18 protein-coding genes are annotated in these 13719 nt (G+C 54.1%); 5 read left to right on the forward strand and 13 right to left on the reverse strand.

All coding sequences use genetic code 11. From position 1 onward, the window contains the following. Positions 1–371, forward strand: a 371-nt coding sequence (locus HY36_RS05895) for an antirestriction protein ArdA (RefSeq protein WP_035549829.1), incomplete at its 5' end; no start/stop codon positions are given. Between the two features lie 3 nt (positions 372–374). Then, complete coding sequence (locus HY36_RS05900; protein ID WP_035549832.1) at positions 375–815, forward strand: hypothetical protein; 441 nt, start codon at positions 375–377, stop codon at positions 813–815. Between the two features lie 14 nt (positions 816–829). Here the strand turns inward: HY36_RS05900 and HY36_RS05905 are convergent, their stop codons facing one another. Further along, complete coding sequence (locus tag HY36_RS05905) at positions 830–1171, reverse strand: hypothetical protein (RefSeq protein WP_155841734.1); 342 nt, start codon at positions 1169–1171, stop codon at positions 830–832. Between the two features lie 15 nt (positions 1172–1186). Continuing rightward, entirely contained in the window at positions 1187–1642 is a 456-nt protein-coding gene (locus tag HY36_RS05910; RefSeq protein ID WP_035549836.1) for a hypothetical protein, read from the reverse strand. Here HY36_RS05910 and HY36_RS05915 point away from each other — a divergent pair. Then, a complete protein-coding gene (locus tag HY36_RS05915; protein ID WP_162175950.1) occupies positions 1641–1856 on the forward strand; it encodes a hypothetical protein in 216 nt (71 codons plus the stop codon). The genes HY36_RS05910 and HY36_RS05915 overlap by 2 nt on opposite strands. A 46-nt stretch (positions 1857–1902) precedes the next feature. On the opposite strand, the gene HY36_RS18340 is transcribed toward HY36_RS05915, so the two are convergent. The 7 genes from HY36_RS18340 to HY36_RS05945 all read right to left on the reverse strand — a co-directional run bounded on the left by HY36_RS18340 (position 1903) and on the right by HY36_RS05945 (position 7284). After that, the gene (locus tag HY36_RS18340) at positions 1903–2208 is read right to left on the reverse strand and encodes a hypothetical protein (RefSeq protein WP_155841741.1); all 306 of its coding nucleotides are present in this window, start codon (positions 2206–2208) and stop codon (positions 1903–1905) included. Between the two features lie 37 nt (positions 2209–2245). After that, entirely contained in the window at positions 2246–2725 is a 480-nt protein-coding gene (locus HY36_RS05920) for a hypothetical protein (RefSeq protein WP_155841743.1), read from the reverse strand. Positions 2726–3032: 307 nt separating this feature from the next. Next, positions 3033–3308: a hypothetical protein gene (locus HY36_RS05925; RefSeq protein ID WP_162175951.1), complete on the reverse strand. Its 276-nt coding sequence runs from the start codon at positions 3306–3308 to the stop codon at positions 3033–3035. Between the two features lie 46 nt (positions 3309–3354). Then, a complete protein-coding gene (locus HY36_RS05930) occupies positions 3355–3939 on the reverse strand; it encodes a hypothetical protein (RefSeq protein ID WP_035549847.1) in 585 nt (194 codons plus the stop codon). Positions 3940–3966: 27 nt separating this feature from the next. After that, positions 3967–5307 (reverse strand): hypothetical protein, encoded by a 1341-nt coding sequence (locus tag HY36_RS05935; RefSeq protein ID WP_035549850.1) that lies wholly within the window; start codon positions 5305–5307, stop codon positions 3967–3969. Between the two features lie 235 nt (positions 5308–5542). Further along, positions 5543–6850 carry a relaxase/mobilization nuclease domain-containing protein gene (locus HY36_RS05940; RefSeq protein ID WP_051602546.1) on the reverse strand — a complete coding sequence of 436 codons (1308 nt, stop codon included), beginning with the start codon at positions 6848–6850 and terminating at the stop codon, positions 5543–5545. Further along, positions 6847–7284: a plasmid mobilization relaxosome protein MobC gene (locus HY36_RS05945; RefSeq protein WP_081806054.1), complete on the reverse strand. Its 438-nt coding sequence runs from the start codon at positions 7282–7284 to the stop codon at positions 6847–6849. Before HY36_RS05945 ends, HY36_RS05940 begins: the two co-directional genes overlap by 4 nt. Before the next feature lie 348 nt (positions 7285–7632). On the opposite strand from HY36_RS05945, the gene HY36_RS05950 reads away from it, so the two are divergent. Continuing rightward, on the forward strand, positions 7633–8673 hold the full coding sequence (locus HY36_RS05950) for a zinc-dependent alcohol dehydrogenase family protein (protein WP_051602547.1): 1041 nt from the start codon (positions 7633–7635) through the stop codon (positions 8671–8673). 123 nt (positions 8674–8796) lie between these two features. Here the strand turns inward: HY36_RS05950 and glpK are convergent, their stop codons facing one another. The 4 genes from glpK to HY36_RS05970 all read right to left on the reverse strand — a co-directional run bounded on the left by glpK (position 8797) and on the right by HY36_RS05970 (position 12322). Beyond that, positions 8797–10278 carry a glycerol kinase GlpK gene (gene glpK / locus HY36_RS05955; protein WP_035549853.1) on the reverse strand — a complete coding sequence of 494 codons (1482 nt, stop codon included), beginning with the start codon at positions 10276–10278 and terminating at the stop codon, positions 8797–8799. 52 nt (positions 10279–10330) lie between these two features. Further along, positions 10331–10798 carry a hypothetical protein gene (locus HY36_RS05960; RefSeq protein ID WP_035549856.1) on the reverse strand — a complete coding sequence of 156 codons (468 nt, stop codon included), beginning with the start codon at positions 10796–10798 and terminating at the stop codon, positions 10331–10333. After that, the gene (locus HY36_RS05965; protein ID WP_241764155.1) at positions 10786–11259 is read right to left on the reverse strand and encodes a D-Ala-D-Ala carboxypeptidase family metallohydrolase; all 474 of its coding nucleotides are present in this window, start codon (positions 11257–11259) and stop codon (positions 10786–10788) included. Before HY36_RS05965 ends, HY36_RS05960 begins: the two co-directional genes overlap by 13 nt. A gap of 67 nt (positions 11260–11326) precedes the next feature. Continuing rightward, positions 11327–12322, reverse strand: coding sequence for an NAD(P)H-dependent flavin oxidoreductase (locus HY36_RS05970; protein ID WP_035549859.1), 996 nt, complete (start codon positions 12320–12322; stop codon positions 11327–11329). 174 nt (positions 12323–12496) lie between these two features. Between HY36_RS05970 and HY36_RS05975 the strand changes: the two genes are divergently transcribed. Next, positions 12497–13672: a glycoside hydrolase family 43 protein gene (locus HY36_RS05975; RefSeq protein WP_035549861.1), complete on the forward strand. Its 1176-nt coding sequence runs from the start codon at positions 12497–12499 to the stop codon at positions 13670–13672. Positions 13673–13719 lie beyond the last annotated feature (47 nt).

The following is a 13719-nucleotide window of genomic DNA, read 5'->3' on the forward strand; positions in this document are numbered from 1 at the left end:
GCCGGTGGCAACACCGGCCTGTTACCCGACACTATGAAGGCTTTGAAGGCGCCACCATCAGTGAATGGGAGAGTTTTGAGCGTATCTCGGAGATTGCCGCATTCACAGCTGAACATGGCGAACTCGGCGGCAAGCTTATCGCGTATTTCGACAGCCTTGAAGATGCGAAAACCGCAATCAACGATCAGTACGCGGGGCAATATTGCTCTACTGCCGACTTCGTACAGGAGATGACCGAGCAAAGCACCGAAATCCCAAAGAGCCTTCAATATTACATCGACTGGGAGTCGATGGCCCGAGACTGCGAAATCAATGACATCCTGACCATCGAGACAGGCTTTGAAGCCATCCACATATTCTGGAGGGCTTAAGCAATGAAGAAAGTTCAGACCTTTACACCCGCCCATGAGCATAGGGGCTACTCCCCAGGGCATCCTTGGTATTATTTCCTTGGCGGACAGCCACTCAGCCCCCGAGACATCCTCGAAGCAACACGCCAAAGCGGTTATCAGGGCTATGCCCGCGAGAACATCAAAGCAGCCGATCAGATGGCAGAACCAAAACGCTCGGAAACCCTTCGCATTCTGCGCGCAAAGTTCTTGAGCGATTTACGAAATGACCTCAGCCGTTACCGCGAATGCATTAGAGAACTTCGTCAAACAAATAGACAACTGCCGGATGACAGCGAGATTACGTCCTGCGGCGACATCCACACGGCCCTGAGCTTAAAGCACAATCATATGGTCAATAATTTCGCTCACTTGATCGCGCTTGATGACATGCTCGCACGGCAGAGGGATTTGTTTGATCTCTAGATTGCTTGTGCGATTCAGTCGTACACCAACCAGGCGGGCTTCTCATCGGACGGTCCGGTCCACCCCCAATCAGTCAGGACATCTATAAGGTCGGCTCTGGTTTCATCACCAGAGAAATCTACAACAGAACACCCAAACCCCGCCTCCCAGATCAGGTCGAGCTGTGAGAGATTAAATCCTGCGGCAGAGGGAACGAGTATCAAACCCGCGCAACCTCCAAAATTGTGAAGTAAAAATAATTCACCGATATCCTTAGCGAGACCGGGTATTGCGCCTGTGCTGATTGTACTACTTTTTAAGCCTACTTGATCAAATAGGTCTTCCAATTCTCCATTATATTTATCCAAAATCAGCATACCTAAATCGTACAATCATTTATCTTTGATTGGAATATGGTTTATTGGGCCGACATGCCCGTGCCATTCCTTGTAATTTCTATCTAAATGGCGTTCGGGACCCCGAACTTTGTCGCGAGGAAAAGGATTAGGGAGTTCCCTATTTAATTCTTTGTATGCCTGCATATCTGAAGAGGACATGCCTGTTCGCTTGTCGGCCTGAGCCATATCAACAAGCGCTGATTTTTCAGAGCTGAACGGTTGAGGTCCAGATTCCGTGAAGAAAGCCCCCTGCCTGCGCTGCAAAAGCCCATCCGCTTTGTCTACAACGGCTCTGGGAGGAACAACGGGCTCAATTGACCGAACAGGGAGCGGGGATGGCTCAACATTAGCCCTCCTGGTGCCCGTAATTTCGTCGCCCTCTTTTTTGAAGGCTTTGACGATGGCTTCCCCGGCTTGAACGCGGGGATTTTCCGCCTGAGCAGAGAACATGGATGCGGCTAAAGAAGCAATGGCGAGGACTATGCCTGGAAACGAAAGCCTGATGCTGGAAGACATGGGATGTCCTTCTCGCCAAATCCGTGGCTATTTCCTCTTTACCCGAGATGCTGCGACTATTCCAGTACGTCAGAAGACAGAACAAACCCCGACAACAGCGATCAGCAATCAAGAAATGACTGAAGATGGCGGTGATGAACTATTGTAGTATTGGCTGTAAACTTAAAACGCCCAACACTTTTGAAAAACAATCTCTAGACTGTAGAATTTTCTCGGTCATTAGATAGCGAGTAACGAGGCGGCGCCAACTCCGAAATCAGGAAGTGCAATTTTTCTTCGTCTTTTTGCGAGTAGTATACCGACTCGCAAGCTTCCAAATTTGCACACCAATCAGATAGTTGATCAGGATTCAGCATTTTGATGGCATGAATCAGATTATCAATTCGAAGCTCTACCTGAACTGAATCATGATTAAACAAAAAGGGACTGAAGTTTCCTTTTAAGGTCTCATAGTTCCCGTTTAAACATACAAAATCATCAATGGCTTTCCTGATTGGCATGCTTCATTATCGCACTTTCTAGACACAATTCTCAAGATTAAAATTCTTCATTATCCTTTATCTGGCTTAAGCTGTACTCCAAAAGTGTTTTTACTAAAGGGTACAAACGCTGCTCATCAATGCCATCCGAGTAACCATCATCGAATGTATGGCATTCTAGTCGCACAAGCTCACCAAGAACGGTTTCAATTTCACCATCATCCATACCACGCCAACTGATCAATGCCTCCAGCTCTTTCCACGTGATATGGCCTATCAAAGCAAAATGGCACGCTAAGGCAACTCGCTGAAAAGAACCGGATATCCTGTGAACGTGAGTGAAAACGTCTATGCCTACCAAGTCACCAACGGACTGCGTGTCACAGAACATTAAAAGCGATGCTGCCTCAGAAAAGGTGTACTGGTCTGAACTGCTGATTCTTTCCTTTAATGCAGAAAGTTCCGACTCAGTTGGCACTGTATTGGTAAGTGACGGAAGCAGAATTTCAAAAAATATATCGTCAATCTGTTGTTTCAATTTTCTTCGTAAGGTCTGAGTAAGTATCGACTCTGGGCGGGCTTCCTATTGTCTCAACACCTGTTAATTCATCAGAAAACCGCCTAACAGAACCAGATGAGCCAAAATGCTCTTGGTGCTGATGTATTATCTTATCATCTCTTGTTACTGTATGTCGAACCGAAACAGAGCGCCCATCAACACTCTCGGTAGCCATTGAGCTTAAAGCACAATCACATGGTCAATAATTTCGCTCACTTGATCGCGCTTGATGACATGCTCGCACAGCAGAGGGATTTGTTTAAGTGCTGAACATGTTCAGAAAGCACTAAATCCCTCTGGCAAGTATCTCATCGCAGATAATCAAGATATTTTCTTTGAAGAATTCTGTTCGTTTCGAAATTTCATCTACTCGCTCAGCCGGAGCATTTTCGGGGTTCTCAATAAAATAAGCCAGGTGGTCAATCTGCGAATCTATACCCGATATCCTAAGATGTAGATCATCGTCGTCTTTCAGGGCTTTCCAAGACAAATCCCTAAGAAGCAAGATTCCTTTGAGCAAAGGCAATTCTGAATTTTTCATTTGAGTTGCAATATCGCACATATTCATAGAACAACTGTACACTATTGCTATTCATTTGTGTACGGATTTATTCTTCGACTATAGACTTCATCGCCACTCTATCGCCCGTTTTTGTATTCTCAACCCAGTGAGTTTCCATAGAACCCCCATCACGAAGCGTCGCACGCTCACTTGATAATTTGGAGTAATCTTGCGCCTGTCCCCCATAGTCGCGAGCATAAAATTCCGCGTCCCCAAACGGCTTAGCCGTTGAAGAATCTGCTATTGTTCTCGCTTCTCGCGTGGGCGTAATCATTTGCTGCCGAGAAACTTGTTCTTTCTCCAACTTCAGTTTGAGCCGTTCCGCGTCGGCAGAAGACTTAGCACTCGGTTCCGCGAAAAACGCGCCTTGCTTTCGTTGAAGTAGTGCGTTTGCGTCATCTAAGACTGCTGCTGGCGGAGTAGTCGGCGTGGGCGCATCATAACGTGGCGCTCTATATGGGTCAGCGCGCCGAACATCCGTAATCTCTTCACCTTCCTTTTTGAAGACTTTGACGATGGCTTCCCCGGCTTGAACGCGGGGATTTTCCGCCTGAGCTGAGAGCGTGGGTGCGGCTAAAGAAGCAATGGCGAGGACTATGCCTGGAAACGGAAGCCTGATGCTGGAAGACATGGGATGTTCCTCTCGCCAAATCTGTGACTATTTCCTCTTTACCCGAGATGCTGCGACTATGCCAGTGACCAGCCCCGCTGCCGCCGTCATGAGAACAAAATACTCCCCACCAGGAAACGCGCCGTGAGTGTTGTAGATACCAGCAGCAGAAAGCCCGCCTTCAATGGCCTCCGCTGTAAACCCGCCTTTAAAAGCTTCCCATGAGCTTTTTGTAGTTCCGGCAAGAAAGAAAACAAAAATGAGACCCGCTGGTGAGAGCAGGACTCCTACAATGTTTGAGGCGATAGCGAGCCAACCATATTCGTTTTCATAACCTTCAATCAGGGTCTTGGCATCCTCCTGGCATGGCAAGAAATCGCCTTCAAAAACAAACTCGCAGTAAATCTCATCCGCCCATTCAAGCGCGAACCCCTGAAACGCGGGTATGAACAAAGCAGCCACGATTTTATCGCCACTCTCATCGCCCTTGCCCGATGGGGAGACAGGATATCTCTGCAAGCCTCTTTCATCTATCACAGGCGCCCCCCTCGGAGGCGCTACCACGGGTCTATCTTGGGTGCTATACTTATTAAATGGAGATAATGGGCTGGACGTTCTTGCAATGGCTTTTGGAAGCGCATCTTGTTCCATCAAAAAATCAAGGGCGTCCACGGCACGGATGACTATCAGGTTATTTGATCGTCCAGCCAGTTTCGAGTGTATGTGGCGAGAAAATTTCTCCGTGTAACGACCGTCTGCGGGATCGCTCCACCCTTGCCCCCAATAATCCTTGTCTTTTTGTAAGGCCAGAATGAAAGAATTGAGCGCCCTGGCCGTAGCTAGATCGAATTGCTTGGAACGCTTAACCGCAAAACCAGCATCAATGAGTGCATCCTGAATATAACCAATCGCTAAACCCTTTAGTTCGAGCTTAATCCTTACAAGATGGTCTTTATTATCCAGAAGAAGCTGGGCGTTTATAGCTTCGTAGCGATCGATTTCTTCGTCAATTTGTCTGCCCAATTCTGTTCTCGAAATCCTACCGTCTCTATAAAGAGAAAATATTCTTGCTTTTGAGTGAAAATGTACATCCAAGTTCAAGCTTGCCAACAACGCTGGCTGGAGACAATCTTCCATCGATAGAGATCGCAACTCATTCCTCAGTTTCTCATGAACACGAATTCTTTGATTTATAGCTTGGTCGCTATACCCTCCAACATACCCTCGAATTTGTTCGGGACCGATAAGGCTAGACTGAATATCCTCCATCTTCTCAAAAAGACGCTCTGAACAAGCTTGTGATCGCCGATACTCAGAGAAAGTCTCTTGTCCTATCGCATGAAAGGAAACGAAGATCGAAAAGAACAAAATCGTAGCCAGCTTATTCACATGCCATTCCCCAAGAGCCTCTCGACCCTACTAGCAGGCGAGCTTGCAGTTTGTCCTGCGCAATGAACAAGCCGCTCTCACATCCATCCCCCTCATCAGTCTTTCGAGTTATATTCCACCTGACATGAAGGGCCTATGAATACAAAGGCATTCAATCAACCTGATGGATATCGAATATCAATTTCATGCTGTGAACGGGCTAAACTTATTACTCGACTCGAGTTGGAATGAGAGATCACCGCTCCGGCTCTGGCCCTCGTCTCTGACCAGATGCAGCTTGCCGACGGTCCATGAACGCCTGCTTTCGCTCTTCCCGCGATAAGTTAGCCCGCGCTTCAAAATCCGCGCGCTCCCGCGATATCTCTTGGTGTTGCTGGCTCAGTTTGTCACGCCGTTCTTCCATACGCCTTTGGAAGAAGAGCCGCTGTTCACGCTGATGCTGAATCAAATCGTGTTTTTCCGCCTCATCCCGCATTTGCGCCTTTGTCGCTTCGGCCTCATTCTCGCGCTTGATCCGTGCATTCTCACCGTTCAGCCATGACCACGCCCGCTTAAGCAGACCGTTCGGGAATTTGGCCTGCCTTGCCCGAACCTCTTCGATGCGGCGCTCCTCGATCCGCTGGAGCGTTTCAGAGCGCTCGGCACGTTGACGCTCAATGAGAGCCTGTTTCTGTGTGCTGCGCTCAGCCAGACGCGCCGCATTGCGGGTTCTCAGCTCTTGCGCAAACCCGCCCATCTTCTCCGCCATGTCGCGGGCGTATTGGGCTTGAGCCGATTCAACATCGGGCAAGTCCTTCTCCGGCCCCAAGCGCTCTCGCACCATCTTGGTCTTCACACCTAGCCAGCGCGGCAGGCTCATCACTTCCTCCTGATGATCAATCACGACAAAGCCGCGCCGCCCCCCGCGCGCGAGCCGGAAGCCCTTATCCTGTAATGCATGTTCAAAGGCGGCGCGTGTGTCACTCATCGCCCAGGCCGCTTGCAAATCAGCTTTGAGCTCATCGGCATGACGCCCTGTGCGCTTGGCCTGCTGATATTGCTCAAGCGTGTAATTGAGCGGATTGCGCTCGGCTTTGTTGATCAGGCCGCGCGGTACAGTCCATCCATGCTCTATGAACAACTCGCGGCTGACATCGCGCATCTTGAGCCGATTGAACGGCATCGGAATGGCCCGCATGGTTTCAGCATCAATCCGTGACCAGACGACATGGCAATGCCGATCTCGATGCTCGCCTTTCTCATGGAAGACAATCACGCGAGGTTGACCTGACAGCCCCAAGGCGTCTTCGGCCTTGGCAATCGCTTTCTCGAAGTCCTTCGAACTGGCATTGGCATCCTTGGGTGGTGACAGGCTGAGCGAGAATAGAGGCTTTTGGCAGCGTGTGCCTTTGGCAAGCGCTTCAATCTCCTGAAACGCTCCGCGCACATCATCCGCCATGAAGCCTTCAACATCATGCACCTGGACGTGTTCATTCTCATCGGTGCGCATGAGGTGAATCGCCAACTCACGCCCGCCGCCTCTGGCATTACCGTGCAGGATCATGGCGTGCGGCCCCCATAGCCAAGCGCAGCCATGATATCCTGCCGCAAAGATTTTAGCTCGGCGCAAGTTTCACGAAGCTCTTCGATCAGATCAGGCGTGAGAGGCAATGCCCCGATATTCGCAGCCTTGGCGATCTGATTGAGGTTCTGAGAAATGCGCGACTGACCCAAAGCGCCCAGCACTTTGCCAAGCGCTTCGCGATCCACCTGCCGCGCGCGGGAGCGATAATGCGGTCCTGTGAACAGGCGCGACTTGATGTAAGCGCCCAAAGGTTGACCGTTAGCCTTGTCCGCAAGCTCGTCTCGTTCTTGTTTCGTCAGGCGCAGGGAGAACGGCGCGCCGCGTTTGGTTCGGGCAGGCCGGATTTTTACATCGCCGTGTCCCGCCGCCTCCGAGAAGCTTTCATATGTCTTGGGTCCGCCGGGTCTCCTCATAAGCCCAGCTCCTCAAGCTCATAACGATATGGTTGAAGTTGGTCTTCGAAATATCGTAAGCTTTCAAATAGTTCGTCCACTTCAATCGGAGAGTTTAAGAGATCTCCGCTCAGTGGCACCAGGATTTCCCCTCATTTCGCAAGAGATCGCTGACGCGGATGTGGTCCCTCTCGGGAAACGCTGAGCCTCAGTTCGATTTGGCGAAATGGACGTGCATGAGAGACGAGCACGCCGCATGAAATCATGCTCACTCAGGCTCACCATCAAACTTTGGTATATCTTTTGCCTTGCCCTCGCGCGACGCCCGTGAAAACAATTGCCGATCAGTCACGGAAGGAAGCAGCCCACATGAAGGCGTACGTCATTGGAGACTACATCAACACCAAACAACTGGCGCCGGTAGACCGTCCCGATCCGACGCCCGGCCCCGGTGAAGTCCTCATGAAAGTGCGTGCAACCGGTCCAAATGCGCGTGACTTTCAGATCTGGACAACCGGCACCGCCATGGGACCCCCGCCCAGCGAGCGCGTTGTGTGCGCAGACAATGCCGGCGAAGTTCTGGCCGTCGGTGAAGGCGTCACCAATGTAAAGCCTGGCGACCGCATCTCGACGATCCATTACAATCAATGGATCGATGGCCCGTGGGACTTTGAAATGCGGCACATTGATCATGGGCAAACGATTGATGGGTTCATGCAGGAGAAGGCCATTGTATCGGCCGAGGCTGTGGTCAAGCTGCCCGAGAATATCTCCTTTGAAGACGCATCCACCCTGCCCAGCGCAGGACTGACGGCATGGAACGCCGTGGTTGCCACCGGCCAGGTCAAGGCGGGCGAAACCGTTGTCACGATCGGCACGGGCGGGGTTTCCGTTTTCGCCATGCAATGGGCAAAGATGCTGGGTGCACGCGTCATCGTTACCTCGTCCAGCGACGAAAAACTGGCAAAGATGAAAGAGCTGGGCGCGAACGATGTCATCAATTACCGGACGCATCCGGAATGGTCCAAACAGGTGATGGAATTAACGGGTGGCCGCGGCGCTGAAGCTGTCATCAACAATGTCGGCACATCTGAAATGGATCAGTGCCTGGAATCCTGCGCATCGTGCGGCCGGGTGATGTTTCTTGGGCACAGCCCGGTTTCCTCTGACCGTGAAGCCCGCGCGATGCCCCCGCTCCTGCGCCTTCCTTTGCTCATCATCAAGAACATCGATATTCGCGGCGTGATTGTTGGTAGCCGGAAAATGTACGAAGATCTGATCAACGCAGTCTCAAAGCACAACATCAAACCGATCATCGACCGCGTCTATGATTTCGACCAGGCCAACGAAGCCGTCGCCTATATGGCCAGCACCGACAAGATCGGAAAAGTCGTCATTCGCGTGAACTGATCCCTTGCAAATCATCAAGCGCACCGAGCCGATCCCACATCGCCGGTGTGTTAGGATTTCGAACTAGAAAGGGTGGTCCTCCGGGCCCGCCCTTTTTCTTTTGTCTCTGACAATGTGCAGGGATCAGGCCAGCGTTTTTTTCAGGGCGGTGGCCCAGCCGCGGCGAAGGCGGGCGGACGCGGTCTTTTCCATTTGGGGCTCGAACCGCGTGCCCGGAACGGTGCGGCTGGCCCAGTCATCGGCGGATAGCCAGCCCAGCTGCATCCCGGCCAGAGCTGCCGCACCAAGCGCTGTCATCTCGCGATAGTCCGGCCGCAGAATAGGCCGCTCGCAAATATCGGCTATGAATTGCATCAGCCAGTCATTTGCAACCATACCGCCATCGACGCGCAGCTCCTTGATCGCGACACCGTCTGCCTCGAATGCGTCGAGCAGATCCCGCGTCTGATACGCAACGGATTCAAGGCCAGCGCGGACCAGATGCTCCGCAGTCGTGGCCCGCGTAATGCCCGTGATCGTGCCGCGGGCATCCGCTTCCCAATGCGGCGCACCAAGTCCGGTAAAAGCCGGGACGATGTAGACACCGCCATTGCCTGGCAGGCTGGCCGCTATTTCCGCGCTTTCCGCCGCATCTTCGATCAGGCGCAAATCATCGCGCAGCCATTGGACGATTGTACCGGCATTGAAGATCGACCCTTCCAGCGCCATCGCGCCCCGGCCCGGCGCTTCATAGCCAATTGTGCCCAGCAGGCGGTTGACCGATTGCGGTCGATCCAGCCCGCAATTGGCCACCAGGAACGCCCCGGTGCCATATGTAATCTTGGCTGTTCCCACATCCAGGCAAGCCTGACCAACAAGCGCAGATTGCTGGTCACCCGCCGCTGACAGGATCGGCAATGCCTTTCCGAGCAAGGCCGCAGCACTCGTTCCAAAATCATCCGCGTTCTGTCTTATCTCTGGAAGCAGGGGTTTCGGCACACCCAGAAGGCTGCACATGGATTCGCTCCAGCCAGCATCCCCGCCCAGGCCAAGGCGGTAGAGCAAGGTCCGAGACGCATTGGTCACGTCCGTAACGTGGGATGCACCGCCGGTCAGCTTCCAGATCAGGAAGCTCTCGATTGTGCCGAAGGCCAACTCTCCCGCCTCGGCGCGCGCGCGGGCACCATCCACATTATCCAGTATCCAGCCAATCTTCGTGCCGGAAAAATAGGGATCGATCAGCAGGCCCGTCTCTTCGTGCACAGCGGCTTCATGACCCTGTTTGCGCAGGCGGTCACAGGTTTCTGCCGTGCGACGATCCTGCCAGATGATGGCCGGGGCGACGGGCGTTCCTGTCGCACGATCCCAGACGAGCGTCGTCTCGCGCTGATTGGTGATGCCGATGCCGGCAATACGCTCTGCGCCGCCCGCCTCCGCAATCGCAGAGCGGCACACGCCGAGCGTCTTCTCCCAGATCTCCTCGCCGTCCTGCTCAACCCAACCATCATTCGGATAAGTCAGCGGCACCTCTTCCTGCGCCAGCGCGACTTCATTCAGGTCGCGGTCGAACACGATTGCCCGCGTGGATGTGGTGCCCTCATCAATGACGAGAATATAGTCGCCCATGTCGCCTGCCCTCTGGTGTTTGAGACAGGATGGACCGGTGCGCGCCTGCCGGTCAACGCGCGTTGCGCTGTGCCCCGCGATCCCCAAACCACCAAAGTGTTGCCGCGGTTGCCGCGAATGTAGCCGTCTCGACGATCTTCGCCTGCTCTGTCTCAGGCGATGCGAGAAAGACCAGCCAGGTGATCAGCCATAACAGCAGGGTCAGAATGGGCCGGGTCAGCGCACGTACGGCATTCACCCAAGCGTAGCTTTCCCCAATCGCCGCCTCCGCCTGTATCGACGCCGCCAGCCCCTGCCAGCGACCCGAGGTTTCGGCCAGCCGCTCTGCTGCTTCGCTCTCTTCCCGGAGCGCCTGCAACTCCATTCCAGCAAGGTGGGACTCATGTTGCCAGCGGGACCGCTCATGCGCCTGCGACTGGCGCTGTTCGAAATATCCGGCGGCGCGGCCGATCATCGTACCGAGCAGGCCGAACACGCCGCCCCCTGCCGCGCTCGCGGCCAGACCGATCAGCTCCGCCATTTTGCCCGGCTCCTCTTATAGTACCAGCGCGCGGGCTGTTCACGCCGATCCAGATGCAGGAAGTTTCGCCCGAGACCGATACCGGTGAAACCGAGTTCCTCCGCCGCAGAGAGGAGCGCGAACCGGTCGTGGCCGATCAGGGAAATGTCGACCGCCATTTCCAGATGTCGGGATTGCGGCGCGCCGCCAATCTCTGCGTTCCATCCTTCGCATCGATGACCGGAATTGATGAACAAGGGGCCCCCGACCCGAGCGCGCAATGTCTCCAGCGAATCCAGAAATTTTGAATCATGCCAGTACTCGCCTTCACAGAACTGGCCGGCGCATTTGCACGCGAGCTCTCTGGGAGAAAAATGCGGCCAGCGCCAGCCATGCGCATCGAAGAGGGAAACAGACGGGATCAACATGTCCCGAGGCTGACACGGGCCAGTCCCTGCCGGATTGGAAACGGCGCAGAACATACAACGCCCCTGAAATCACGCGGATTTCAGGGGCGCCTTCAATGTTCAGTTCGGGGAGAAGACGAACCTACTCCGCAGCCACCGGAGCCACGCCGAACGCCTGACGCTTGGCAAGAGCGGCACGGGCCTCGTCATACTCCCGGGCCAGCTTGTCGACGAATTCTGACGTCGGCATCCGCTTGTCGATGGCACCAATGCCCTGGCCACACCCCCAGATGTCTTTCCAGGCCTTGGCTTCCTGATTGCCGCCGGACCCGAAATTCATCGCGCTCGGATCACTCTCAGGCAGATTGTTGGGGTCAAGCCCGGCCTTTGAAATGGATGGTGCGAGGTAATTGCCATGCACGCCGGTGAACAAGTTCGAATAGACAATGTCGCCCGCTTTGGAATCGACAATCATGTCCTTGTATCCATCAACAGCGTTCGCTTCGTCGCACGAGATGAAGGCCGAGCCGATATAGGCGAGATCCGCGCCGAGCGCCTGCGCCGCTGCGATGGACCCGCCATTGGCGATGGAGCCCGACAGCGCAAGTGGTCCGTCAAAGAATTGGCGGATCTCCTGAATCAGCGCGAAAGGCGACAGGGTGCCCGCATGGCCACCTGCCCCGGAGCAGACGGCGATCAGACCATCTGCGCCCTTCTCCAGCGCCTTGTGCGCGAAGACAACATTGATGATGTCGTGCAGCACGATACCACCATAGGAGTGGATGGCATCATTCACTTCCTGACGCGCGCCCAATGATGTGATCACCACTGGCACCTTGTACTTCACGCACATTTCCACGTCATGATCGAGGCGGTTGTTCGTCTTGTGGACAATCTGGTTCACCGCAAAGGGCGCCGCCGGGCGATCCGGGTTCTTTTCATTGTATTCGGCCAGTTCTGTCGTGATCTTGTCGAGCCACTCGTCAAGCACGTGTTCCGGCCGGGCGTTCAGCGCCGGGAAACTGCCGACCACGCCCGCCTTGCACTGGGCGATCACGAGGTCCGGATTTGAGATGATAAACAGTGGCGACCCGATGACCGGGATGCGCAGGTTCTGGAGAATGGGGGGCAGTGCCATGAGAAATTACCTCACCTGATAACGACGTCGTTTACGTAAACGGAAACTATCGCTTGATCCATGTTGGGCAAGGCGTGACGTTGCGGAGACCTCTTGCCCTCAACTGCTGTTCAGGCCAGAGTACCGGGCATCCACAACAGTGCCAAAGAATTTTGTCCGAGGGAGAAAAACGGAATGCGAAACTTCAGCCTGACTTTTGGTAGCGCTATCATACTGGCAGCAGCGGCTGCCTGTTCCGGCGAACCGACAGACCAGAGCGCCGACACAGAGGTCGCCACACCACCCGCCGAAGTCTCAGAAACAGCTGACACCGAACCATCGGAGTCGAAATATCTTGTCCAACCGCTTGTCTCCGGAATCTTCACCGCAGACCCGTCGGTGCACGTTTGGGACGATGGCCGCATCTATGTCTACCCAAGCCACGACTATGACGCCGGCATCCCTGAAGATGATCTCGGCAGCCAGTATGCGATGCGCGATTATATCGTCCTCTCGATGGATGAAGTCGGCGGCGACGTGACCATCCACGATGTTGCGCTGGATGTGGACGATGTCGCCTGGGCCGCGCAGCAGATGTGGGCCCCGGATGCCGCGCACAAGGATGGCAAATACTATCTCTATTTCCCGGCCAAGGATGCGGACGGCGTCTTCTATATCGGCGCCGCCATCTCTGACAGTCCGACGGGCCCGTTCACCGCTGAGCCGGAACCGATCGAAGGTTCGTTCTCGATGGACCCGAGCGTCTTCGAAGATACGGATGGCGAATACTACATGTATTTCGGCGGCATCTGGGGCGGCCAGCTGCAACGCTGGGCGACAGGCGAATACAATGCTGATCCCGGCCTCAACACCGATCTCGTCAATGATGATCCCCTGACCAATGATGACGAAGCCGGCCAGCCGGACGATGTCGCCCTGATGCCGAAAATCGCCCGCATGGGTGACGACATGGTGTCCTTTGCAGAAGCCCCGAAAGACGTGATGATCCTTGATGAGAATGGCGATCCGATCAAAGCGAAGGACCATGCACGTCGCTTCTTCGAGGCGGCCTGGGTCAACAAGATTGGCGACAAATACTACCTCTCCTATTCAACAGGCGATACGCATCTGATCGTCTATGCGACAGGCGACAGTCCCTATGGCCCGTTTACCTATCAGGGTGTCGTCAATCAGCCAGTTGAAGGTTGGACCAATCACCACTCAATCTTCGAGCATGACGGCAAATATTATCTGGCCTATCACGACGTTCAGCTGAGCGGGAAAAGCCATTTGCGCAATGTGAAGATTGCCGAACTGACGATCAACGAAGACGGCACGATCGAGCCCATCGATCCGATGCCGGGCGAATAATCACGCCCGCCTGTCCGACGAAAAAAGAAGCCGGTACGGAATTCCCG

The organism is Hyphomonas atlantica corrig. (assembly GCF_000682715.1).
GTDB classification, from domain to species: Bacteria; Pseudomonadota; Alphaproteobacteria; order Caulobacterales; family Hyphomonadaceae; genus Hyphomonas; species Hyphomonas atlantica.